The following is a 24196-nucleotide window of genomic DNA, read 5'->3' as shown; positions in this document are numbered from 1 at the left end:
TGCCACCCATCCTTTTTATCCCTTTGTGCAACCTGCGCCAAACCCTGAGAATCGACGGTCTCTTGCCCCCTCTTTTAAAAGGATGTGAAAACATGCAGCGTCCTGTGCGTACCGAACTCTGGGCCATCCTGCGGCTGGCGGGGCCGTTGATCGCCTCGCAGTTGGCGCACATGCTGATGGTGCTGACCGATACCCTGATGATGGCGCGCCTCAGTCCCGAAGCGCTGGCCGGCGGTGGTCTGGGCGCGGCCACTTATTCATTCGTGTCTATTTTCTGCATCGGCGTGATCGCGGCGGTCGGCACTCTGGTGGCGATTCGTCAGGGCGCCGGCGACATCATCGGCGCCGCCCGCCTGACTCAGGCCGGGCTGTGGCTGGCGTGGCTGATGGCGCTCGGTGCCGGGTTGCTGTTGTGGAACCTGAAACCGGTGCTGTTGCTGTTCGGCCAGACCGAGACCAACGTCAACGCCGCCGGGCAGTTTCTGATCGCCCTGCCATTCGCCCTGCCCGGCTACCTGAGCTTCATGGCCCTGCGCGGTTTCACCAGCGCCATCGGCCGGGCGACACCGGTGATGGTCATCAGCCTCGCCGGCACGGTGGCCAACTTCCTGCTCAACTACGCGCTGATCACCGGCCTGTTCGGCCTGCCGAAACTCGGGCTGACCGGTATCGGCCTGGTCACGGCGATTGTCGCCAACTGCATGGCACTGGCGCTGGCCTGGCATATCCGTCGGCATCCGGCCTACGACGCCTACCCGTTGCGCGAGGGTCTGTCGCGGCCAAACCGGCAGTACCTGAAAGAACTCTGGCGCCTGGGCCTGCCGATCGGCGGGACCTACGCGGTGGAAGTCGGGCTGTTCGCCTTCGCGGCGCTGTGCATGGGCACCATGGGCAGCACGCAACTGGCGGCGCACCAGATCGCCCTGCAAATCGTCTCGGTGGCGTTCATGGTGCCGGCGGGGATGTCGTATGCGATCACCATGCGTGTCGGCCAGCATTACGGCGCCGGGCAATTGAGTGATGCGCGGATGTCCGGGCGGGTCGGCATCGTCTTCGGTGCAGTGGTGATGCTGGGGTTTGCGATGGTGTTCTGGTTGCTGCCGAATCAGTTGGTCGGTTTGTTCCTCGACCATAACGACCCGGCGTTTGCCGAAGTGATTCGTCTGGCCGTGAGCCTGCTGGCCGTGGCGGCCTGGTTCGAGCTGTTCGACGGCACGCAGACGATTGCCATGGGCTGCATCCGCGGGCTCAAGGATGCCAAGACCACATTCCTGGTCGGGCTTGTTTGCTACTGGCTGATCGGCGCGCCGGCGGCGTGGCTGATGGCGTTTCATCTGCACTGGGGGCCGACCGGCGTCTGGTGGGGTCTGGCGCTGGGGCTGGCGTGTGCGGCGGTGAGCCTGACGCTGGCGTTCGAATGGAAGATGAAGCGGATGATTCGGCTCGAACCGCAACCTCAAGGTTTCAAGATCGCTCAGCCGGAATGACAGGTCGGCGAGAGCAACCTCGCTCCCGCTTATTGGTTCGTCAGACCACAATGCCCAGCGGAGGCTGACTGGCATCAGCCACCAGGTAATCAACCAGTTCCGCCAACGGCAGCGGCTTGCTGATCAGGTAGCCCTGCACCTGATCGCAGCCGAACCCGCGCAACAGATCCAGTTGCTCCCGGGTTTCCACCCCTTCGGCCACCACTTCCAGGTGCAGGTTGTGCGCAAGATTGATCATCGCGTGCACCAGTTTGCGGTTCTCTTCGCGCTGCTCCATGCCGCCGACGAAGCTCTTGTCGATCTTCAGCAAGGTGATCGGCAGGCTGTTGAGGTGCACGAACGATGAGAACCCGGTGCCGAAATCATCCAGCGAAAAACGCACGCCGAGGCGACCGAGGGCGTCCATGGTCTGCTTGACCAGATCGCTGCGGCGCATCACGGCGGTTTCGGTGAGTTCGAATTCCAGCCACTGCGCCTCGACGCCGCGCTCGGCGATCAGACGACTGAGCGTCGGCAGCAACTGACTGTCCTGAAACTGGCGAAACGACAGGTTGATCGCCATGTGCAGCGCCGGCAGTCCGCGCTCGCGCAACGCCTGCATGTCGCGCAGGGCCCGGGAAATCACCCAGTAACCCAGCGGCACGATCAGACCGCTCTGCTCGGCCAGCGGCACGAATTCACTCGGCGGCAGCAGGCCGCGCTCACTGTGACGCCAGCGCACCAGCGCTTCGAGGCCGACGATCTGGCCGTCCTGCAGGTTCAGGCGCGGCTGGTAATGCAGCTCCAATTCATCGCGACGCAAAGCCCGGCGCAGCTCGCTTTCGAGGTCGGCCATGCTCCGCGCGTTGCGGTTGATCCGCTCGTTGAAGATGTGAAAAGTGCAGCCCTGAGTGCTCTTGGCCTGCTGCATGGCGATGTGCGCGTGCCACATCAACGGATCGGCGCCGCCCTGGGCCCGCGCATGGGCGATGCCGAGGCTGGAGCCGATCAGCAGGCTTTCGCCATCGACCCAGTAAGGTTCAGCCAGCGCTTCGGTGATGCGTTCGGCCATCCATTCTGCCCGTTGCGGGGCGCGGCGAGTGTCGATCAGCAGGGCGAATTCGTCGCTGCCGAGGCGCGCCAGTTGATCGCCGATTTCCAGCTGACTTTTCAGCCGTGCGACGACTTGCAGGATCAGGCGGTCGCCGGCCTGGTGGCCGAGAGCATCGTTGGCGTGGCGGAAGTTGTCGAGATCGAGGTGCCCGAGGGCCAGGCCGCGGCCGTCGTTTTCGGCGAGACGCGCCGTGAGCAGGGTCTGGAAGCCCTGACGATTGGCGATGCCGGTCAGCGGATCCTGCTCGGCCAGGCGTTGCAGGGTGTTTTCCAGCACGCCGCGTTCGCGCACATGCCGCAGGCAACGCCGGAGCATGTCGGTATCGAGGGCATCGAACACCAGCCAGTCGCTGACGCCGTCGGGCGCGGTTGCCGGTTCGTGCTCCAGCAGCAACACTGTCGGCAGGCTGCAACGGCCGGGCGCCGGCTGCAACGCGGGAACGGTCAACAGCACCGCATGGCGGTTGTCTTCGAACAGGCTGCTGACCGACTCCCAGCTCGGCGCGCTGATCAGCACCGCCGCACTCCCCAACGGAGCCAGACACTCGCGCAATAACGCTGTCCACGCTGGCTCTTCGGCCAGTAGCAGCAAACGCAAGGGTTCGACAGGCGTAGTCAAGCTGACTCCCTAGACTCTGCAATGATGTGGGCGGCGGGCATTATGCCGTTGCGGCAACCAATGACCAAACGACAACGGTAAGCAAAACGTTATTTTGTGTCACGAATGAGAACATTAGCCGCAAAATCACCGCGCATCCTGCGTGAAAGTAACAAAACCGGCAAATTTGAATCGCGTGCTGCGTCACAAGTCGGAGAGAGCAGCACAAATCGCTGAGCCTGTTAAAATGCCGGCCCATTTCGTCAACGACTCCCGAATTTTCGTATGTCCCGACTCAATCCCCGGCAGCAAGAAGCCGTGAACTACGTCGGCGGCCCTCTATTGGTGCTCGCCGGTGCTGGCTCCGGCAAGACCAGCGTGATCACGCGCAAGATTGCGCATCTGATCCAGAACTGCGGCATCCGCGCCCAGTACATCGTCGCCATGACCTTCACCAACAAGGCCGCGCGCGAGATGAAGGAGCGGGTCGGCACCCTGCTGCGTCCAGGTGAAGGACGCGGGCTGACGGTCTGCACCTTCCACAACCTGGGCCTGAACATCATCCGCAAGGAACATGAACGGCTGGGCTACAAACCCGGTTTCTCGATCTTCGACGAAACCGACGTCAAGTCGCTGATGACCGACATCATGCAGAAGGAATATGCAGGCGACGACGGCGTCGACGAGATCAAGAACATGATCGGCGCCTGGAAAAACGACCTGATTCTGCCGGCCCAGGCCCTGGAAAACGCCCGCAACCCCAAGGAACAGACCGCCGCCATCGTCTACACCCACTACCAGCGCACGCTCAAGGCGTTCAACGCGGTGGACTTCGACGACCTGATCCTGCTGCCGGTGAAACTCTTCGAAGAGCACGCCGACATCCTCGAAAAGTGGCAGAACAAGGTGCGTTACCTGCTGGTCGACGAATACCAGGACACCAACGCCAGCCAGTACCTGCTGGTGAAAATGCTCATCGGCAAACGCAACCAGTTCACCGTGGTGGGCGACGACGACCAGTCGATCTACGCCTGGCGCGGCGCGCGGCCGGAAAACCTGATGCTGCTCAAGGACGACTATCCGTCCCTGAAAGTGGTGATGCTCGAGCAGAACTACCGCTCCACCAGCCGCATCCTGCGCTGCGCCAACGTGCTGATCTCGAACAACCCGCACGAATTCGAAAAACAGCTGTGGAGTGAGATGGGCCACGGCGACGAAATCCGCGTGATCCGCTGCCGCAACGAGGACGCCGAAGCCGAGCGCGTGGCCATGGAAATCCTCAGCCTGCACTTGCGCACCGACCGCCCGTACAGCGATTTCGCGATCCTCTATCGCGGCAACTACCAGGCCAAGCTGATCGAGCTGAAACTGCAGCACCATCAGGTGCCGTACCGTCTGAGCGGCGGCAACAGCTTCTTCGGCCGTCAGGAAGTGAAAGACCTGATGGCCTACTTCCGCCTGATCGTGAACCCGGACGACGACAACGCCTTCCTGCGGGTGATCAACGTGCCGCGCCGGGAAATCGGCTCGACGACCCTGGAAAAACTCGGCAACTACGCCACCGAACGCAAGATCTCGATGTACGCCGCCACCGATGAACTCGGCCTGGGCGAGCATCTGGACAGCCGCTTCACCGACCGCCTGTCGCGCTTCAAGCGCTTCATGGACAAGGTGCGCGAGCAGTGCGCCGGCGAAGACCCGATCTCCGCCCTGCGCAGCATGGTCATGGACATCGACTACGAGAACTGGCTGCGCACCAACAGTTCCAGCGACAAGGCCGCGGACTACCGGATGAGCAACGTCTGGTTCCTGATCGAAGCCTTGAAGAACACCCTGGAAAAAGACGAAGACGGCGAAATGACCGTCGAGGACGCCATCGGCAAACTCGTCCTGCGTGACATGCTGGAACGTCAGCAGGAAGAGGAAGAGGGTGCCGAAGGCGTGCAGATGATGACCTTGCATGCGTCCAAGGGCCTGGAATTCCCTTACGTGTTCATCATGGGCATGGAAGAGGAAATCCTCCCGCACCGCTCCAGCATCGAAGCCGACACCATCGAAGAAGAACGCCGCCTGGCCTACGTGGGCATCACCCGCGCGCGCCAGACCCTGGCATTCACCTTCGCCGCCAAGCGCAAACAGTACGGCGAGATCATCGACTGCGCGCCCAGCCGCTTCCTCGATGAGCTGCCCCCGGACGACCTGGCCTGGGAAGGCAACGACGACACACCGACCGAAGTCAAAGCCGTGCGGGGCAACAGCGCACTGGCTGATATACGCGCGATGTTAAAGCGCTAGAATTGACCACTTTTTACTAGACCTTCGACGCACAAAGCGTCAAATGAGGACAGCTTCATGGAAGCATTGCACCAGAAAATCCGCGAACAAGGCATTGTGCTTTCCGACCAGGTCCTGAAGGTCGACGCCTTCCTGAACCACCAGATCGACCCGGCCCTGATGAAGCTGATCGGCGACGAATTCGCCACGCTGTTCAAGGATTCGGGCATCACCAAGATCGTCACCATCGAAGCCTCGGGCATCGCCCCGGCGATCATGACCGGTCTGAACCTCGGCGTGCCGGTGATCTTCGCCCGCAAGCAACAGTCCCTGACCCTGACTGAAAACCTGCTGTCGGCGACCGTTTACTCGTTCACCAAGAAGACCGAAAGCACCGTGGCCATCTCCCCGCGCCACCTGACCAGCAGCGACCGCGTGCTGATCATCGACGACTTCCTGGCCAACGGTAAGGCGTCCCAGGCGCTGATTTCGATCATCAAGCAGGCCGGCGCCACCGTCGCGGGTCTGGGCATCGTGATCGAGAAATCGTTCCAGGGAGGCCGTGCGGAACTGGATTCGCAGGGTTACCGCGTCGAGTCGCTGGCTCGCGTGAAGTCGCTGAAGGATGGCGTGGTTACCTTCATCGACTAATCGCTGAAAAGCACAAGCTTGCCGCCGCATCCCCGGGATGCGGCGGATGCTACTGCGCGGTGGCCTTCAGGCCAGTAAGCAACAACCGCTGAAACAGGTCTTCCTTCAGACCTTCCGGGTTCGTGAGTTGCATCCGCTCAAGATGCTCCGGATACAGCGAAGCCTCAGGCGCACCCAGCGCTGCCTTGCCCAGCTCCAGAATCTCCGTCAGCTTGAACTTGCTCTTGAGCCAGTTCAGCGCCCGCAACAGATCCTTCTCGACCTCCGTGAAATCGCAGCCCAGCGGATACTCCGGAAACAGGTTCGAATGCCCCGCGGCAATCGCCTGCAAGCGGTGCGGGATGTTGTCGGTAAAGCGCGGATCGAGACGGAAATCCTTCGGCAGCTTGCCGACCTTCTGCGCCTGTTCGATCAGGCCCTGCTGGAAGCGGGAGTCGCTGATATTGAGCAGCGCCTCGATCACCACCGCATCCGACTTGCCACGCAGATCGGCGATGCCGTACTCGGTGACCACGATATCGCGCAGGTGCCGTGGAATCGTGCAATGGCCGTATTCCCAGACGATGTTCGAACTGACGTCACCGCCGGATTCGCGCCAGCTGCGCAGCAGCAGAATCGACCGCGCATCGTGCAGGGCATGGCCCTGAGCGACGAAGTTGTACTGCCCGCCGACGCCGCTGAGCACTCGCCCGTCTTCCAGCTGATCCGCCACCCCGGCACCCAGCAGGGTCATGGTGAACACGGTGTTGATGAACCGCGCATCCAGACGCTGCAGGCGTTTGAGCTCTTCCTGACCGTACAGCTCGTTGATATAGCTGATGCGGGTCATGTTGAATTCGAGGCGTTTGCTCAGCGGCAACTCACTCAAGCGCTCATAGAAACTGCGCGGCCCAAGGAAGAAACCGCCATGGATCGACAGGCCGTCGGTTTGCGCAGACTCGTCGAGGGTCCCGGCGTTGGCCTGCTGCTGGGTCTGCACATCCGGGTAAACCTTGCGCCGGATGATCCCGGCTTCGGCCAGCACCAGCAGGCCGTTGACAAACATTTCGCTGCAGCCGTACAGGCCCTTGGCGAATGGCTCGACACCGCCCTCGCGTTCGATCAACTGTGCCCACTGGCTGAGGTTCACATCGGCCAGCAAGGCCTGGTAACCGGCGTTGTCGGCCTGACGCGCCAGCAATGCGGCGGTCAACGCGTCGCCCATTGAACCGATGCCGATCTGCAAGGTGCCGCCATCGCGCACCAAGGTACTGGCGTGCAATCCGATGAAGTGATCCTGAAAGCCGACAGGCATGTTCGGCGTGGAAAATAGTGTGCTGCTGTCCTTCTCGTCGATCAGCAGGTCGAAGGTATCGATGTCGACTTCGGCGTCGCCCGGCATGTACGGCAACTCGGTGTGCACCTGGCCGACCAGCAGAATGGTCTCCCCCGCCGCCCGGCGTTTGGCGATCATCGGGAACAGGTCGAGGGTGATGTCCGGGTTGCAGCTCAGGCTAAGACGATCCGGATGTTCGCTGCTGCTGGCGAGCAACTGCGCCACCAGGTTCAGGCCGGCGGCGTTGATGTCGCGGGCGGCGTGGCTGTAATTGCTGCTGACGTAATCCTGCTGGGCCGGCGCGCTGTTGAGCAGGCTGCCCGGCTGCATGAAGAACTGCTCGATGCGGATGTTGGCCGGCAGACTATCGCGGTGCAGATCGGCGAGGAATTCCAGTTCCGGGTAATCACCGAACACCCGCTCGACGAAGGGCTCGATGAAGCGCTTCTGCAAACCATCGCCCAGGGTCGGGCGGCCGAGGCACAGGGCGGTGTAGATCGTCAGCTGACGTTCGGGCAATCCGGCGACCCGCCGGTACAGCGCGTTGACGAAGGGATTGGGTTTGCCCAGCCCCAGCGGCAGACCCATGTGGATGTGCGCCGGCAACCGCGCCAGCACGTCGTCCACAGCCTGTTCGATAGAACACAACTGCACCATCTGAAGCCTCCTGCCCGTTCCGTGAATAGAGGTACGACCGAGATTGCCGGTTGTTTGCTGCAAAGAACAGCCTCGGGCCTGAACCGCGGGCACAAAAAAACCGTCCGGAGACGGTTTTTTTCGTCAGAAGCGCGGCTTATTTCAGGCCGGACATCTTCTGAATGGCGCCCTTCAGCTCTTCATCGGAGCAGTCGGCGCAGGTGCCTTTCGGCGGCATGGAGTTGATGCCGGTGATGGCCTTGGCCAGGATGCCGTCGAGGCCGCCCTGGTGATCGGCGCGCTCTTTCCAGGCCGCGGTGTCACCGATTTTCGGCGCGCCCAACAGGCCGGAGCCGTGGCAAGCGTTGCAATGTTTGGCAATCACTTCGTCCGGCGTCTTGGCGCCGCCACCGCCGCCTGCCGAAGCAGCGACTTCCATCCCCTTGCACTCTTGCCCTTGAACACACACCTGGCCGACCGGCTCAAGGCGTTTGGCAATGTCGTCATTCGTCGCAGCTTGAGCGCTGACAGCCCAGAGGGCCAGTACGGTTGCTGGTGCAGCCAGCATTTTCATAATTAGGTTCACGCGTTCACCCTCAATGGTGGCTATTCACGCCTGCGGCCACGGTTCGCAGGCGGGCGCAAGTATAGCGGTTAGCCCGCTTCACTGAAACAACCCCAAAGTCGAAGGGGTTATATCGCGCTGTGGAAAAACGTTTCGGGTGCCTTCGCCGGTATGGCCTGGCGCCTCTTTGTTTAAAAATTCGCCGGCGTGGCTGCGCTGATTAGTCGCGCCGGTGCATCGAACGGATTGCGGAAACGATGCGGCTTGGTACTTTCAAAGTAGTAGCTGTCGCCGGCTTCGAGGATAAAAGTTTCAAGGCCCACCACCAGCTCCAGGCGCCCTTCCACCAGAATCCCGGTTTCCTCGCCTTCGTGGGTGAGCATTTCCTCGCCGGTATCCGCGCCCGGCGGGTAGATTTCATTGAGGAACGCGATGGCCCGGCTCGGGTGCGCGCGGCCGACCAGTTTCATGGTCACGGCGCCGTCGGAAATGTCGATCAGCTCGTTGGCCTTGTAGACGATCTGGGTCGGTTTTTCCTGCAGGATTTCTTCGGAAAAGAACTCGACCATGGACATGGGAATCCCGCCCAGAACTTTCCTCAGCGAACTGATCGAAGGGCTGACGCTGTTCTTTTCGATCATCGAAATGGTGCTGTTGGTGACGCCCGCGCGCTTGGCGAGTTCACGCTGGGAAAGCCCTTTGAGCTTGCGGATCGATTGCAGTCGTTCACCGACGTCCAAGGCTGGAGCCTCCTGATGTTGTAGAAATATTGAGCGTTATCATGGCGACAGCGTTCAGTATTTACAACACTTGGGCCCCGCTTGCGCTTCAACCCTCGGAATAGAGCCTTGGCACCCGCCGCAGGTTGCAGAAAATCTGGTACGGAATGGTGTCCGCCCACTTCGCCACGTCGCTGGCGAGGATGTTCTTGCCCCACAACTCGACGGTCGAACCGAGGCCGGCTTGCGGCACATCGGTCAGGTCGATGCACAGCATGTCCATCGACACCCGGCCAAGAATGCGGCTGCGCTGGCCGGCCACCAGCACCGGCGTGCCGGTCGGTGCCTGACGCGGGTAACCGTCGGCATAACCCATGGCAACCACGCCGATGCGCATCGGTTTGTCGGTGATGAATTTCGCACCGTAACCCACCGGTTCGCCGGCCGGCAATTCGCGCACGCTGATGACTTTCGACTCCAGGGTCATCACCGGTTGCAGGCGCTCGGCCACGGCATTGGCTTCTTCGAACGGGGTAGCGCCGTAGAGCATGATGCCCGGACGCACCCAGTCGCTGTGAATCTGCGGCCAGCCCAGCACCGCCGGCGAATTGCGCAGGCTGACTTCGGCCGCCAGGCCCTGACGCGCAGCTTCGAACACTGCAACCTGATCGGCGCTGCTCTGCTCGTGCAACTCATCGGCCCGGGCGAAGTGACTCATCAGCACGACTTTCGCCACGTTGCCGCTGGCCAGCAAACGCTGGTAAGCCGCCGGGTAATCCTTCGGATGCAGGCCGACCCGGTGCATGCCCGAATCGAGCTTCAGCCACACGGTGATCGGTTTGCTCAACGTCGCCTGCTCGATCGCTTCGAGCTGCCACAGCGAATGCACCACGCACCAGAAGTCGTGCTCGACGATCAGCGCCAGCTCGTCGGCCTCGAAAAAGCCTTCGAGCAGCAGCACTGGCGCGCGAATCCCGGCGGCACGCAGCTCCAGGGCTTCTTCGATGCATGCCACCGCGAAGCCGTCCGCTTCAGCCTCCAGCGCCTGGGCGCAACGTACCGCGCCATGGCCGTAGGCATCGGCCTTGATCACCGCCAGCGCCTTGGCACCGGTGACTTCACGGGCGATACGGTAGTTGTGACGCAGGGCTTGAAGGTCGATCAGGGCACGGGCAGGACGCATGGCAGCAGACTTCTTGGCGGTCATGGGAATAAAAACCGGCGCTGGCTGGCGGCGTGAACCGCCAACAGCACCGGGAGAGGGATCTTTACAACGGGTTACGGCAACGCGGCGACGATGGAGATCTCGACCAGAATGCTCGGCTTGGCCATCTTCGCTTCAACCGTAGCACGGGCCGGAGCGGCGCCTTTGGGCAGCCACTGGTCCCACACTGAATTCATGCCGGCAAAGTGCGCCTCGATGTCGTTCAGGTAGATCGTCGCCGACAGCAGGTGCTGTTTGTCGGTGCCGGCCAGATCGAGCAGGCGCTCGATGTTGGCGAGTACGTCACGGGTCTGCTGTTCGACACCGGCGTTGAAGTCATCGCCGACCTGCCCGGACAGGTACACCGTACCGTTGTGGCTGACGATCTGACTCATGCGCTCATTGGTGAGCTGGCGCTGGATTGCCATGCTTTGCGGACTCCTGGGTGGTGTTGCCATAACGGGAAATATCGAGGCCTTCGGCGCTGATCTGTGGCTTTTTCTTCGCCATCAGGTCGGCCAGCAAGCGACCGGAACCGCACGCCATGGTCCAGCCGAGGGTGCCGTGACCGGTGTTCAGGAACAGGTTCTTGAACGGGGTGGCGCCGACGATCGGCGTGCCATCCGGGGTAGTTGGACGCAGGCCGGTCCAGAAACTCGCTTCGGCCAGATTGCCGCCCTGAGGATAAAGGTCGTTGACGATCATCTCCAGGGTTTCGCGCCGACGCGGGTTGAGCGACAGGTCAAAACCGGCGATCTCCGCCATGCCGCCGACGCGGATGCGGTTGTCGAAACGGGTGATCGCGACCTTATAGGTCTCGTCGAGAATGGTCGAAGTCGGGGCCATGGCCGGGTTGGTGATCGGCACAGTCAGCGAGTAGCCCTTCAACGGATACACCGGGGCCTTGATGCCCAGCGGCTTGAGCAGTTGCGGGGAGTAGCTGCCGAGGGCCAGCACGTAGCGGTCGGCGGTTTCCAGCTTGCCGTCGATCCACACGCCGTTGATGCGGTCACCGGCGAAGTCGAGGCGCTGGATGTCCTGACCGAAACGGAATTCCACACCGAGCTTGATGGCCATTTCGGCGAGGCGGGTGGTGAAGATCTGGCAGTCGCCGGTCTGGTCGTTCGGCAGGCGCAGGGCACCGGCGAGGATGTCGGTGACACCGGCCAGCGCCGGTTCGACGCGGGCAATGCCGGCGCGGTCGAGGACTTCGAACGGCACGCCGGACTCTTTCAATACGGCGATGTCCTTGGCGGCGTTATCCAGTTGCGCTTGTGTGCGGAACAACTGGGTCGTACCGAGGCTGCGGCCTTCGTAGGCGATGCCGGTTTCAGCGCGCAGTTCGTCGAGGCAGTCGCGGCTGTACTCGGACAGACGCACCATGCGCTCCTTGTTCACCGCGTAACGGTTGGCGGTGCAGTTGCGCAGCATCTGCGCCATCCACAGGTACTGGTCGATGTCGGCGGTGGCCTTGATCGCCAGCGGCGCGTGGCGTTGCAGCAGCCACTTGATGGCTTTGAGGGGTACGCCCGGCGCCGCCCACGGCGAGGCGTAGCCCGGCGAAACCTGGCCTGCGTTGGCGAAACTGGTCTCCATGGCCGCGGCAGGCTGCCGGTCGACCACCACCACTTCAAACCCGGCACGGGCCAGATAGTAAGCACTGGCGGTACCGATGACGCCGCTACCCAAGACCATAACGCGCATTTTTGTATCCCTCATCGCGGCGTGCCGCGCATGTGTGTTGTCAGAGCAATGATGCGCGCAGTGTAAAAAAGATTTGCCAGTGCTTTTCACTGTATAAGCGCCTATATTTGGCGACAATTCTCGGCAAAAACCCTTTTCACGGAGGCGCATCCCCTATGCGTACCAACACTCAGACCAAACGTGAGCTGGACAAGATCGACCGCAACATCTTGCGGATCCTGCAGGCGGACGGGCGGATTTCATTCACCGAACTGGGCGAAAAGGTCGGGCTCTCCACCACGCCATGCACAGAGCGGGTGCGGCGCCTGGAGCGCGAGGGGATCATCATGGGCTACAACGCCCGCCTCAATCCCCAGCATTTGAAGGGTAGTCTGCTGGTTTTCGTCGAGATCAGTCTCGACTACAAATCCGGCGATACTTTCGAAGAGTTCCGACGTGCGGTGCTGAAATTGCCCCACGTGCTGGAATGCCATCTGGTTTCAGGGGATTTCGACTATCTGGTGAAGGCGCGGATTTCCGAGATGGCCTCGTACCGCAAGCTGCTGGGCGACATCCTGCTCAAGCTGCCGCACGTGCGCGAATCCAAGAGCTACATCGTGATGGAAGAAGTGAAAGAGAGCTTGAGCCTGCCGATTCCGGACTGAGCTCAGACCAGCACCTGCCGGTTTTCGGCCATGTACTCGAACACCTGTTTCTCGACTCGTGGGTGAATCAGCTCCACCGGCCGCCGGCCGTTGGGGCACGGCAAGGTCTGGGTCGTTCCGAACAACCGACAGATCAACGGCCGCTCGTCATACACCGTGCAGCCATTCGGCCCTAGGTGCACACAGTCAAGTGCGTCCATGGCCGCGTCCTGCTCGGCGTGCGTCTTGCGCGGCAGGCGGGACATTTCTTCGGGTGAGGTGGTCACCGGCCCGCAACAGTCATGACAGCCCGGCACGCATTCGAACGTGGGAATCTGCTGACGCAGGGTGCGGATTGTCTGACTGTTGCAGCTCATTGCAGCGGTAACCGGAGCGAAATAGGCGGCAATTGTGCCGCAAAAGCCGTGATCCAGACACCACGGGCCGACCAATGTTGCCCGTCCTCGGGCCTGCGGCTTATGCTCCGTCAAATTTTCTCGACACCCGCTCAGGATGACGCCCATGAATGCCCGCGCCCACGCCACCGCGAGCCAACCCCACGTTGCCTCTTATTACGCCGCCAGCAGCCTGCCGCAACCCGACCATCCGGTGCTGCAAGGTGAACTGATCGCCGACGTGTGCGTGGTCGGCGGCGGTTTCTCCGGGCTGAACACCGCGCTGGAGCTGGCGGAGCGCGGCTTGAGCGTGGTGTTGCTGGAAGCGCACCGGGTCGGCTGGGGCGCCAGCGGTCGCAACGGCGGGCAACTGATTCGCGGGGTTGGTCACGGTCTCGATCAGTTCGCCAACGTGATCGGCGCCGACGGCGTGCGTCAGATGAAGCTCATGGGCCTGGAAGCGGTGGAAATCGTCCGCCAGCGCGTCGAAAAATTTCAGATCCTCTGCGACCTAACCTGGGGTTACTGCGACCTCGCCAACAAACCTTCCGACCTGGAAGGCTTTGCCGAAGACGCCGAAGAATTGCGCAGCCTCGGTTACCGCTACGAAACCCGACTGCTGCAAGCGAACGAAATGCACACTGTGGTCGGCTCCAGACGCTATGTCGGCGGTCTGATCGACATGGGCTCAGGGCATCTGCACCCGTTGAACCTGGCACTCGGCGAAGCCGCAGCGGCGCAACAACTCGGGGTGAAGCTGTTCGAGCAATCGGCGGTCACCCGCATCGACTACGGCCCCGAAGTCCGCGTACATACGGCGCAAGGTTCGGTGCGGGCGAAAACCCTGGTGCTCGGCTGCAACGCCTATCTCAATGACCTCAATCCGCAACTCAGCGGCAAGGTACTGCCAGCCGGCAGCTACATCATTGCCACCGAACCGCTGAGCGAAGAGCAGGCCCACGCCCTGCTGCCGCAGAACATGGCGGTCTGCGATCAGCGGGTGGCGCTCGATTACTACAGGCTCTCGGCCGACCGTCGCCTGCTGTTCGGCGGCGCCTGCCATTACTCAGGGCGCGATCCGAAGGACATCGGCGCGTACATGCGGCCGAAGATGCTTGAAGTGTTCCCGCAGCTCGCGTCAGCGAAGATCGATTATCAGTGGGGCGGGATGATCGGCATCGGTGCCAACCGTCTGCCGCAGATTGGCCGGCTCGCCGATCAGCCGAATGTATATTACGCCCAGGCCTATTCCGGCCACGGCGTGAATGCCACGCACCTGGCAGGCAAGCTGTTGGCCGAAGCCATCAGCGGCCAGCACAGCGGCGGCTTCGACCTGTTCGCCAAAGTGCCACACATCACCTTCCCCGGCGGCAAGCATCTGCGCTCGCCGCTGTTGGCGTTGGGGATGTTGTGGCATCGGCTTAAAGAGCTGGTCTGAGATCGTTCCCACGCTCCTGCGTGGGAACGCTCCTTTCTAGACCCGCCAGAACGGCTTCAACCCCTCCTCCAGCGCCTGCTCCCGGGTCAACCCGATGTCCTTGAGCTGTTCCGGTGTCAGACGCAGCAACACCTTGCGCGTGTGCAGACGATGCCAGAACAGGTCCCAGCGACTCAGGCCGGACGGTGCGTTGCGCATGCTCTCGTTGCGCGCGTTGTCCTGTTGCCCTGCCTCCAGTTCCTGACTGTGTAACGTCAGCCGCACATCGCTCAAGCCGTTCATTTTCGTTGCTCCTGTTTACTTGGGTAGCCAGAGATTCCATGATGCGCGGGCGAGCAAAAGCATTACAGATTCAACACATCTGTATTATTTCCATACAGATTTGCTGTCTCTGCGACTGAATTGTCGATTTACGCCACATCTGTACTGGTTTAACGAATCATCTGCATCGAGGCAGTGCCATGACGCTCTATGTGAATCTCGCCGAACTGCTCGGCACCCGCATCGAACAAGGCTTCTACCGCCCCGGCGACCGACTGCCGTCGGTGCGCGCCTTGAGCGTCGAACACGGGGTCAGCCTGAGCACGGTGCAGCAGGCCTATCGGATGCTGGAAGACAGCGGCCTGGCCACGCCGAAACCCAAGTCAGGGTACTTCGTGCCAGTGGGTCGAGAGCTGCCTGAACTGCCGGCAGTCGGGCGTCCCGCGCAGCGGCCGGTGGAGATTTCCCAGTGGGATCAGGTGCTGGAACTGATTCGCGCCCTGCCGCGCAAGGACGTGGTGCAGCTGGGTCGCGGCATGCCGGACATCTCGTCGCCGACGATGAAACCGCTGCTGCGTGGGCTGGCCCGTATCAGCCGCCGTCAGGACATGCCCGGTCTGTATTACGACAACATCCACGGCACCCTCGAACTGCGCGAACAGATTGCCCGACTGATGCTCGATTCCGGCTGCCAGTTGAGCGCCAGCGATCTGGTGGTCACCACCGGTTGCCATGAAGCGCTGTCTACCAGCATCCACGCAATCTGCGAGCCCGGTGACATCGTCGCGGTGGATTCGCCGAGCTTCCACGGCGCCATGCAGACCCTCAAAGGGCTGGGCATGAAAGCCCTGGAAATCCCCACCGACCCGCTCACCGGCATCAGCCTCGAAGCGCTGGAACTGGCACTGGAACAATGGCCGATCAAGGTCATCCAGCTCACGCCCAACTGCAACAACCCGCTCGGCTACATCATGCCGGAGTCGCGCAAACGCGCCCTGCTCAACCTGGCCCAGCGCTTCGACGTGGCGATCATCGAGGACGACGTGTATGGCGAACTGGCCTACACCTACCCGCGTCCGCGCACGATCAAATCCTTCGACGAAGACGGTCGTGTGTTGCTGTGCAGTTCGTTCTCCAAGACCCTCGCGCCGGGGCTGCGCATCGGCTGGGTCGCGCCGGGTCGTTATCTTGAGCGGGTGCTGCACATGAAATACATCAGCACCGGTTCCACCGCGCCCCAGCCGCAGATTGCCATCGCCGAATTTCTCAAGTCCGGACACTTCGAACCGCATTTGCGGCGGATGCGCACGCAATACCAGCGCAACCGCGACGTAATGATCGACTGGGTGACCCGCTACTTCCCGGCCGGCACCCGCGCCAGCCGCCCGCAGGGCAGCTTCATGCTCTGGGTCGAATTGCCGGACGGTTTCGATACGCTGAAACTGAATCGTGCGCTGCACGATCAGGGCGTACAGATTGCCGTCGGCAGCATCTTTTCCGCCTCGGGCAAGTACCGCAATTGCCTGCGCATGAACTACGCTGCCAAACCGACACCGCTGATCGAAGAAGCGGTGCGCAAGGTCGGTGCGGCAGCGATCAGACTGCTGGCCGAGGCCGACTGACTTTTACCGAGCAAAAAGCGTCCATATGCCCAACTCTGCCGCCAACCGGAACGATCCCACGTGAGTTTCAGACAGCCCCTACTCGCTCTGCTGCTGCTCGCCTCGTTCCTGGGCGGTTGTGCGTCCCTCGACGTACCGCGCGAACCAAGCCAGGCCTTGCCGGCCTCCGACTCCGCTTTCGGCCGTTCGATCCTGGCCCAGGCGGCGCCCTACAAGGGCCAGTCCGGCTTTCGCCTGCTGTCCAACAGCACCGAAGCTTTCACCGCCCGCGCCGAACTGATCCGCAACGCGCAACGCAGCCTCGACTTGCAGTACTACATCGTCCATGACGGCATCAGTACGCGAATGCTGGTGGAAGAAGTGCTGAAGGCGGCCGATCGTGGCGTGCGGGTGCGGATCCTGCTGGACGACACCACCAGTGACGGCCTCGATCTGATCATCGCCACGCTGGCGGCGCATCCGCAGATCCAGATCCGTCTGTTCAATCCGCTGCACCTGGGGCGCAGTACCGGCGTGACCCGGGCGGCCGGGCGGCTGTTCAATCTGTCGCTGCAACACCGGCGGATGCACAACAAGTTGTGGCTGGCGGACAACAGCGCGGCCATCGTCGGCGGACGCAATCTGGGCGATGAGTACTTCGATGCCGAGCCCAACCTGAACTTCACCGATATCGACATGCTCAGTGTCGGGCCGGTCGCCGAGCAGCTCGGGCACAGTTTCGATCAGTACTGGAACAGCGCCCTGAGCAAGCCGATCGACGAGTTCCTCTCCAGCAAACCCTCGGCCAAAGACCTGCAGAACACCCGCACGCGCCTGGAAGAATCCCTGGAAGAGACCCGCAAACAGAATCACGCGCTGTATCAGCAACTGATGACCTACCGCACCGATCCGCGCATGGACATCTGGCGCAAAGAGCTGATCTGGGCCTGGAACCAGGCGCTGTGGGATGCACCGAGCAAAGTGCTGGCCAAGGGCGAACCCGATCCGCAATTGCTGCTGACGACCCAACTGGCGCCGGAGCTGATCGGCGTCAGCAAGGACCTGGTGATGATTTCTGCCTACTTCGTGCCGGGGCAGCCGGGGCTGGTCTACTTGACCGGCCGCGCCGATGCCGGGGTGGCGGTGAGCCTGCTGACCAACTCGCTGGAAGCCACCGACGTGCCAGCGGTGCACGGTGGTTATGCGCCGTATCGCAAGGCGCTGCTGGAACATGGCGTGAAGCTCTACGAACTCCGGCGTCAGCCTGGGGATAACGACGGCAGCGGCCCGCACCTGTTTTACAGCAAGTCCTATCGCGGCTCGGATTCGAGCCTGCACAGCAAGGCGATGATCTTCGACGGGAAGAAATCGTTCATCGGCTCATTCAATTTCGACCCGCGCTCGGTGCTGTGGAACACCGAAGTCGGGGTGCTGGTGGACAGTCCCGAACTGGCAGCCCACGTGCGCGAACTGGCCTTGCAAGGCATGGCTCCTGCCTTGAGCTACGAAGCGAAATTGCAGGACGGAAAAGTGGTGTGGGTCACCGAGGACAACGGCCAGATGCACACGCTGACCAAGGAGCCCGGCAACTGGTGGCGGCGCTTCAATGCGTGGTTCAGCACTACGGTGGGACTGGAGCGGATGCTGTAGCAACCCGCTCCAGCCGGCTTATCAAGCGGGCTCCGGCACCTTGCCGAACGCCCCTTGCCGCGACAGCAGTATCACCAGCCCGAACGCCCCGGCCGCCATCAGCCACGGCAATGCATGCCCGCTGATCCACTGACTGCCAGCCCCCGCCATCAACGGCCCGATCAGACAACCGACGCCCCACAGCTGCGCGACGTGCGCGTTGGCGCGCACCAGCGCATCGTCGCGGTAGCGCTCGCCAATCAAAATCAGCGACAGGGTGAACAGGCCACCCGCACTGGCGCCGAACAGCACCCACAACGGCCAGATCAGCAAGGTGTCGAGCAGCATCGGAATCGCCAGACTCGACAACATCAATACCACGGCGCAACCGGTAAACAGGGTTCGCCGTGACAGATAATCGGCCAGCGCACCGATGGGCAATTGCAGCAGCGCATCGCCCACCACCACGGTGCTGACCATCGCCAGCGCGATTTCAGCGGTGAAGCCCTGTTGCAGGCAATACACCGGCAACAGCGTCAGGATCATTGCTTCGAATGCGGCGAACAGCGACACCGCCCAGGCGATGGCCGGCAGCTCGCGAGCGAAGCCCCACAGATCGCCGAAGGTCACGCTGCTGGCCTCGCTGCTTGGCGCGCCGCTGCGGCCCAGCAGCAGAAACGGCGAAGCGATCAGCAGAGCGACACCCACCCAGAAACCGTAATCGTGATCGGTGCCGAGTGCGCCCAACAGCAACGGACCAGACAGTTGGCTCAGCGCATAACTGCTGCCATACAGCGCGACCAATCGCCCGCGCCAGTGCTCGACCACCAGTTGATTGATCCAGCTCTCGCCGAGAATGAACACGATGGTCAGGGCCACCCCGATCATCAGCCGCAGCACCAGCCAGACCGGATAGCTCGGCAGCAGCGCCAGCAACCCGATGGACAACGCCCCGGCCCACAGGCACAGGCGCATCAGGTTCGCGGTGCCGAAGCGCGCGGCCAGATGACTGGAAACCTTCGCCCCCAGCAACACGCCAATGGCCGGCATCGCCGCCATCACGCCAATGGCGAACGAGCCGTAGCCCCAGCTCTCCAGGCGCAACGACACCAGCGGCATGCTGACCCCAAGGGCCAGGCCAACACTCAAGACAGACGCCAACACGGCGAAATACGTCGCCCAACGCATGTTCCACGCTCCTGTGGATAATTTTTATGTGCACCACAAAAGACTGTGGGAGCGAGCTTGCTCGCGATAACGGTTTCACATTCAGCAAATGTGCTGACTGATACACCGCTTTCGCGAGCACGCTCGCTCCCACAGGGATCTTTGTATCGTTCGGGAGCCCGCATCGGCAGGCTCCCTCAGCGATTTACAGCTTGATCCAGGTCGCCTTCAGCTCGGTGTATTTGTCGAACGCGTGCAGCGACTTGTCACGGCCGTTGCCCGACTGCTTGAAGCCGCCGAACGGTGCGGTCATGTCGCCGCCATCGTACTGGTTGACCCACACGCTGCCGGCCCGCAGGGCCTTGGCTGTCAGGTGCGCCTTGGAAATGTCCTGAGTCCACACCGCTGCCGCCAGGCCGTAAGGCGTGTCGTTGGCGATGTTGATCGCTTCCTCGGCGGTATCGAACGCAATGACCGACAGCACCGGGCCGAAGATTTCTTCCTGGGCAATCTTCATCGCATTGCTCACGCCGTCGAAAATCGTCGGCTCGACGTAGGTGCCACCGGTTTCCTGAAGAATGCGCTTGCCGCCGGCCACCAATTTGGCGCCATCGGAGTGGCCCGACTCGATGTAGGACAGCACGGTGTTCATCTGCTGGGTGTCGACCAGCGCGCCAACGTTGGTGGCCGGATCCAGCGGGTTGCCGGGTTTCCAGGTTTTCAGCGCCTCGATCACCATCGGCAGGAATTTGTCCTTGATCGAACGCTCGACCAGCAGACGCGAACCTGCGGTGCAGACTTCGCCCTGGTTGAAGGCGATGGCGCTGGCGGCGGATTCGGCGGCGGCCTGCAGGTCCGGTGCATCGGCAAACACGATGTTCGGGCTCTTGCCGCCGGCTTCCAGCCAGACGCGCTTCATGTTCGATTCGCCGGAGTAGATCATCAGCTGCTTGGCGATCTTGGTGGAGCCGGTGAACACCAGGGTATCGACGTCGTTATGCAGCGCGAGCGCCTTGCCGACGGTGTGGCCGTAGCCCGGCAGCACGTTCAGCACGCCTTTCGGGATGCCGGCCTCGACCGCCAGTTCGGCGATGCGGATGGCGGTCAGCGGGGATTTTTCCGACGGTTTGAGGATCACCGAGTTACCGGTCGACAGGGCCGGGCCGAGTTTCCAGCAGGCCATCATCAGCGGGAAGTTCCACGGCACGATGGCGCCAACCACGCCCACTGGTTCGCGGGTTACCAGACCCAGTTGGTCGTGCGGGGTGGCGGCGACTTCATCGTAGATCTTGTCGATCGCCTCACCGCTCCAGCTCAGGGCTTGCGCAGCGCCCGGCACGTCGATGTACAGCGAATCGCTGATCGGCTTGCCCATGTCGAGGGTTTCGAGCAGGGCCAGTTCCTCGGCGTGCTGCTTGAGCAGGCCGGCGAAACGGATCATGGTGGCTTTGCGTTTGGTCGGTGCCAGGCGTGACCACACGCCGGAATTGAAGGTGGCGCGGGCGTTTTCCACGGCGCGCTGGGCGTCGTCGGCGTCACAGCTGGCAATCTTGCCCAGCAGACGGCCATCGACCGGGCTGATGCACTCGAAGGTCTCGCCGGAGACGGCATCGGTGTACTCGCCATTGAGGTAGGCGCGGCCTTCGATCTTCAGGTCGCGGGCGCGTTGTTCCCAGTCGGCACGAGTCAGGGTGGTCATTCGAGTGTCCTCCTCTTGTTCAATACGAGCGCCGCGATCGTCGCGGTCGTCCTCAGGAATACTGCCCGGCCAGCCTGCTTTCGGCCCAAGGCATCCGCCACCCTAAACCAGCGGCCGGGGTTGTTTCAATATATTTGACATAAGCTCGCCATACGGCCTTGCGGCGTTCAATTTAATCAACATAGACTTTGGCCCTTTCACGCCATCGCGCCGTCATTACGGGAGAAAACAACAATGAACATCCAGAACGTCGTCGACATCAGCCTGACCACAACCGAAGCCGAACGCTATCGCCCGGACCCGGCCAAAGTGCTCAAGGGCGATCCCGAACAAGCGGTGTTCAATCAGTACGACAGCCCTTGCGGGCAGATGGGCGTCGGCGTGTGGGAAGGTGCGGTCGGGCAGTGGACGGTGAACTACACCGAGCACGAATACTGCGAGATCCTGCAAGGCGTTTCGGTGCTGCGTGACGGCGAAGGCAATGCCAAGACCCTGCGCGTCGGTGATCGCTTCGTGATTCCGGCCGGTTTCCGTGGCACCTGGGAAGTGCTGGAAGCCTGCCGCAAGGTCTATGTGATCTTCGAACAGAAGGCCTGAGGCCTTTCGCCAGGCAACAAAAAAGGCCCGTATCGTGAGATACGGGCCTTTTTCGTAAGTCGGGAAAAATCAATTACTTGATTTTGCCTTCCTTGTAGATCACGTGCTTGCGAACAACCGGATCATATTTCTTGATCTCGATTTTGTCCGGGGTAGTACGCTTGTTCTTGTCGGTAGTGTAGAAGTGACCAGTACCGGCGCTCGAGATCAAACGAATCAATTCACGCATGATTAGCTCCCTTAAACCTTGCCGTCGCGACGCAGCTCGGCCAGCACAACGCTGATGCCACGCTTGTCGATGATACGCATGCCTTTGGCGGAAACGCGCAGGCGTACGAAACGTTTCTCTTCTTCAACCCAGAAGCGGTGATGCTGCAGGTTCGGCAGGAAACGACGACGGGTTTTGTTGTTTGCGTGGGAAATGTTGTTCCCAGTCACCGGACCCTTACCGGTAACTTGACATACTCTAGACATGCCTCAGCCCTCTAAAACCACATGCCCAACCCGGCATGGGTTGGCCGCTTAATCTCTAGTCATTGTGGCGCCAGGCGCCGCGATTCTTTAGAGGTCTTACCGGCTACACCTACAAGCGAAGGAACCGGGCCCCTAGAAAAGAGCGCTGCTTTATACCAGAAAGACCACGGAGCAACAACTTTCCGTGTGGAAAGAATGGCTAAAAAGCCGCTTTTTCCGGCTGAAAGCGCTTTGGGCAAAGGCTGCCGGCAATTTTTACCATTCGTCGAAGAAAACCGATCATACCCGCGATCGAGACTTTTCCCATCGCCTCTTCCGACAAATCCTCAGCCGCACAGTCCCGAAAATGCAAAAAGGGGATAGTCATTTGCAATCGCGACCACTAGGGTAGGCTTTTTCCAGACTGCACTTGCAGATGGGCCTTCGATCTGTAAAGGAAGCCGACCATGCGCCTCGCTGCCCTCCCCCTGCTCTTCGCCCCGCTGTTACTGAGTCCACTGGCCCAGGCCGCCGCCTTGAGCGTCTGCACCGAGGCCAGTCCCGAAGGCTTCGACGTGGTGCAGTACAACTCGTTGACCACCACCAACGCCTCGGCCGACGTGCTGATGAATCGGCTGGTGGACTTCGACACCGCCAGCGGCAAGGTCGTCCCGAGCCTGGCCGACAGCTGGGAAGTCAGCACCGATGGCCTGAGCTATGTGTTCAAACTGCACCCGCAGGTGAAGTTCCACACCACCGACTACTTCAAGCCGACCCGCGAACTGACCGCCGAAGACGTCAAATTCAGCTTCGACCGCATGCTCGACCCGGCCAACCCGTGGCACAAGGTCGCCCAGAGCGGCTTCCCGCACGCCCAGTCGATGCAGTTGCCGAGCCTGATCAAGAAGATCGACGCACTGGATCCGCTGACCGTACGTTTCACTCTCGACCACCCGGACTCGACATTTCTGGCCACCCTGAGCATGGGATTCGCCTCCATTTATTCTGCTGAATACGCCGACAAGCTGCTGAAGGCTGGCGCGACCGATAAGCTCAACAGCCAACCGGTCGGCACTGGCCCGTTCGTGTTCACCCGCTTCCAGAAAGACGCCTCGATCCGCTACAAGGCCAACCCGGACTACTTCCGCGGCAAACCGGCAGTGGACCCGCTGATCTTCGCCATCACCCCGGACGCCAACGTGCGCCTGCAAAAACTGCGGCGCAACGAGTGCCAGATCGCCCTGTCGCCAAAACCATTGGACGTACAGGCCGCGAAGCAGGAGCCGACGCTGAAAGTCGAAAAGACTGACGCGTTCATGACCGCCTTCGTCGGCATCAACAGCCAGCATCCACCACTGGATAAACCGGAAGTGCGCCAGGCGATCAACCTCGCCTTCGACAAGGCCAACTACCTCAAGGCTGTATTCGAAGACACCGCCGAAGCCGCCAACGGTCCGTATCCGCCGAATACCTGGAGCTACGCGAAAAACCTGCCGGGTTACGCCCACGACGTGGACAAGGCCAAGGCACTGCTCGCCAAGGCTGGATTGAAGGACGGTTTCCAGACCACCATCTGGACGCGCCCGTCCGGCAGCCTGCTCAATCCGAATCCGAGCCTCGGCGCACAACTGCTGCAATCGGATCTGGCAGAAATCGGCATTCAGGCGGAAATCCGCGTGATCGAATGGGGCGAACTGATCCGTCGCGCCAAGGCTGGCGAACATGACCTGCTGTTCATGGGCTGGGCCGGCGACAACGGCGACCCGGACAACTTCCTCACCCCGCAGTTTTCCTGCGCGGCGGTCAAATCCGGCACCAACTTCGCCCGCTATTGCAATGCCGACCTGGACAAGCTGATCAGCGCCGGCAAGACCACCAGCGAACAAGGCGTACGTACCAAACTGTACGAACAGGCACAGGCGCAGATCCAGCAGCAGGCCTTGTGGCTGCCGCTGGCGCATCCGACTGCGTATGCGCTGACGCGTAAAGACGTGCAGGGTTACTCGGTGAGCCCGTTCGGGCGGCAGGACTACTCCAAGGTCACCCTCAAGTAATCCGCCCCGGCTTGCAGCGACTACAGTCGCTGCA

Annotated in this window: 22 protein-coding genes; 9 read left to right on the top strand and 13 right to left on the bottom strand. The window is 61.7% G+C overall.

Annotated features, from left to right (window positions below):
• The first annotated feature begins 92 nt into the window (after nucleotides 1–92).
• A complete protein-coding gene (locus JKA62_RS17500) occupies nucleotides 93–1487 on the top strand; it encodes a NorM family multidrug efflux MATE transporter (protein WP_201818802.1) in 1395 nt (464 codons plus the stop codon).
• Between the two features lie 40 nt (nucleotides 1488–1527).
• Here the strand turns inward: JKA62_RS17500 and JKA62_RS17495 are convergent, their stop codons facing one another.
• The gene (locus tag JKA62_RS17495) at nucleotides 1528–3198 is read right to left on the bottom strand and encodes a putative bifunctional diguanylate cyclase/phosphodiesterase (protein ID WP_201818800.1); all 1671 of its coding nucleotides are present in this window, start codon (nucleotides 3196–3198) and stop codon (nucleotides 1528–1530) included.
• Nucleotides 3199–3462: 264 nt separating this feature from the next.
• Here JKA62_RS17495 and rep point away from each other — a divergent pair, with 264 nt between their 5' ends.
• Together rep and JKA62_RS17485 are read left to right on the top strand one after the other, a co-directional pair.
• Nucleotides 3463–5472, top strand: coding sequence for a DNA helicase Rep (gene rep / locus JKA62_RS17490; RefSeq protein WP_011336539.1), 2010 nt, complete (start codon nucleotides 3463–3465; stop codon nucleotides 5470–5472).
• A 57-nt stretch (nucleotides 5473–5529) separates the two neighbouring features.
• Entirely contained in the window at nucleotides 5530–6102 is a 573-nt protein-coding gene (locus JKA62_RS17485) for a xanthine phosphoribosyltransferase (protein WP_150734030.1), read from the top strand.
• Between the two features lie 49 nt (nucleotides 6103–6151).
• Here JKA62_RS17485 and JKA62_RS17480 read toward each other — a convergent pair whose 3' ends face one another.
• The 6 genes from JKA62_RS17480 to dadA form a co-directional block, all read right to left on the bottom strand.
• Nucleotides 6152–8074, bottom strand: a complete 1923-nt coding sequence (locus tag JKA62_RS17480) for an acetyl-CoA hydrolase/transferase family protein (RefSeq protein ID WP_201818798.1) — start codon at nucleotides 8072–8074, stop codon at nucleotides 6152–6154.
• 136 nt (nucleotides 8075–8210) lie between these two features.
• Nucleotides 8211–8627, bottom strand: a complete 417-nt coding sequence (locus JKA62_RS17475; protein WP_039765242.1) for a c-type cytochrome — start codon at nucleotides 8625–8627, stop codon at nucleotides 8211–8213.
• 182 nt (nucleotides 8628–8809) lie between these two features.
• The gene (locus JKA62_RS17470) at nucleotides 8810–9358 is read right to left on the bottom strand and encodes a cupin domain-containing protein (RefSeq protein ID WP_003229444.1); all 549 of its coding nucleotides are present in this window, start codon (nucleotides 9356–9358) and stop codon (nucleotides 8810–8812) included.
• A gap of 88 nt (nucleotides 9359–9446) precedes the next feature.
• Nucleotides 9447–10520, bottom strand: a complete 1074-nt coding sequence (alr, locus tag JKA62_RS17465; RefSeq protein WP_201818877.1) for an alanine racemase — start codon at nucleotides 10518–10520, stop codon at nucleotides 9447–9449.
• A 95-nt stretch (nucleotides 10521–10615) separates the two neighbouring features.
• Entirely contained in the window at nucleotides 10616–10969 is a 354-nt protein-coding gene (locus JKA62_RS17460; protein WP_039765240.1) for a RidA family protein, read from the bottom strand.
• Nucleotides 10941–12245, bottom strand: coding sequence for a D-amino acid dehydrogenase (gene dadA / locus JKA62_RS17455; protein WP_011336544.1), 1305 nt, complete (start codon nucleotides 12243–12245; stop codon nucleotides 10941–10943). The genes JKA62_RS17460 and dadA overlap by 29 nt, the downstream gene beginning before the upstream one ends.
• A 155-nt stretch (nucleotides 12246–12400) precedes the next feature.
• Between dadA and JKA62_RS17450 the strand changes: the two genes are divergently transcribed.
• Complete coding sequence (locus JKA62_RS17450) at nucleotides 12401–12889, top strand: Lrp/AsnC ligand binding domain-containing protein (protein WP_003177284.1); 489 nt, start codon at nucleotides 12401–12403, stop codon at nucleotides 12887–12889.
• A gap of 2 nt (nucleotides 12890–12891) precedes the next feature.
• On the opposite strand, the gene JKA62_RS17445 is transcribed toward JKA62_RS17450, so the two are convergent.
• A complete protein-coding gene (locus JKA62_RS17445; protein ID WP_201818796.1) occupies nucleotides 12892–13245 on the bottom strand; it encodes a YkgJ family cysteine cluster protein in 354 nt (117 codons plus the stop codon).
• 145 nt (nucleotides 13246–13390) lie between these two features.
• On the opposite strand from JKA62_RS17445, the gene JKA62_RS17440 reads away from it, so the two are divergent.
• Nucleotides 13391–14701, top strand: a complete 1311-nt coding sequence (locus JKA62_RS17440) for an NAD(P)/FAD-dependent oxidoreductase (RefSeq protein ID WP_201818795.1) — start codon at nucleotides 13391–13393, stop codon at nucleotides 14699–14701.
• 36 nt (nucleotides 14702–14737) lie between these two features.
• Here the strand turns inward: JKA62_RS17440 and JKA62_RS17435 are convergent, their stop codons facing one another.
• Nucleotides 14738–14983, bottom strand: coding sequence for a DUF1127 domain-containing protein (locus JKA62_RS17435; protein WP_201818792.1), 246 nt, complete (start codon nucleotides 14981–14983; stop codon nucleotides 14738–14740).
• 179 nt (nucleotides 14984–15162) lie between these two features.
• Between JKA62_RS17435 and JKA62_RS17430 the strand changes: the two genes are divergently transcribed.
• Together JKA62_RS17430 and JKA62_RS17425 are read left to right on the top strand one after the other, a co-directional pair.
• Nucleotides 15163–16584 (top strand): aminotransferase-like domain-containing protein, encoded by a 1422-nt coding sequence (locus tag JKA62_RS17430; RefSeq protein ID WP_201818790.1) that lies wholly within the window; start codon nucleotides 15163–15165, stop codon nucleotides 16582–16584.
• 60 nt (nucleotides 16585–16644) lie between these two features.
• On the top strand, nucleotides 16645–18213 hold the full coding sequence (locus JKA62_RS17425) for a phospholipase D family protein (protein ID WP_201818788.1): 1569 nt from the start codon (nucleotides 16645–16647) through the stop codon (nucleotides 18211–18213).
• A gap of 21 nt (nucleotides 18214–18234) precedes the next feature.
• On the opposite strand, the gene JKA62_RS17420 is transcribed toward JKA62_RS17425, so the two are convergent.
• Entirely contained in the window at nucleotides 18235–19380 is a 1146-nt protein-coding gene (locus tag JKA62_RS17420) for an MFS transporter (RefSeq protein ID WP_201818786.1), read from the bottom strand.
• Between the two features lie 184 nt (nucleotides 19381–19564).
• On the bottom strand, nucleotides 19565–21058 hold the full coding sequence (locus JKA62_RS17415; protein ID WP_201818784.1) for an aldehyde dehydrogenase: 1494 nt from the start codon (nucleotides 21056–21058) through the stop codon (nucleotides 19565–19567).
• A gap of 234 nt (nucleotides 21059–21292) precedes the next feature.
• Here JKA62_RS17415 and JKA62_RS17410 point away from each other — a divergent pair, with 234 nt between their 5' ends.
• Nucleotides 21293–21655: a cupin domain-containing protein gene (locus tag JKA62_RS17410; RefSeq protein WP_007954453.1), complete on the top strand. Its 363-nt coding sequence runs from the start codon at nucleotides 21293–21295 to the stop codon at nucleotides 21653–21655.
• A gap of 73 nt (nucleotides 21656–21728) precedes the next feature.
• Here the strand turns inward: JKA62_RS17410 and rpmG are convergent, their stop codons facing one another.
• Nucleotides 21729–21884: a 50S ribosomal protein L33 gene (rpmG, locus tag JKA62_RS17405; protein ID WP_003177274.1), complete on the bottom strand. Its 156-nt coding sequence runs from the start codon at nucleotides 21882–21884 to the stop codon at nucleotides 21729–21731.
• Between the two features lie 11 nt (nucleotides 21885–21895).
• On the bottom strand, nucleotides 21896–22129 hold the full coding sequence (gene rpmB, locus JKA62_RS17400) for a 50S ribosomal protein L28 (protein ID WP_003177273.1): 234 nt from the start codon (nucleotides 22127–22129) through the stop codon (nucleotides 21896–21898).
• Nucleotides 22130–22575: 446 nt separating this feature from the next.
• Between rpmB and JKA62_RS17395 the strand changes: the two genes are divergently transcribed.
• A complete protein-coding gene (locus JKA62_RS17395) occupies nucleotides 22576–24162 on the top strand; it encodes an ABC transporter substrate-binding protein (protein WP_201818782.1) in 1587 nt (528 codons plus the stop codon).
• Nucleotides 24163–24196 lie beyond the last annotated feature (34 nt).

Source organism: Pseudomonas sp. B7 (genome assembly GCF_016735645.1).
Classification (GTDB): domain Bacteria; phylum Pseudomonadota; class Gammaproteobacteria; order Pseudomonadales; family Pseudomonadaceae; genus Aquipseudomonas; species Aquipseudomonas glycinae.
Note: the sequence above shows the minus strand (reverse complement) of the source record. Positions and strands in the feature narration are given on the sequence as shown.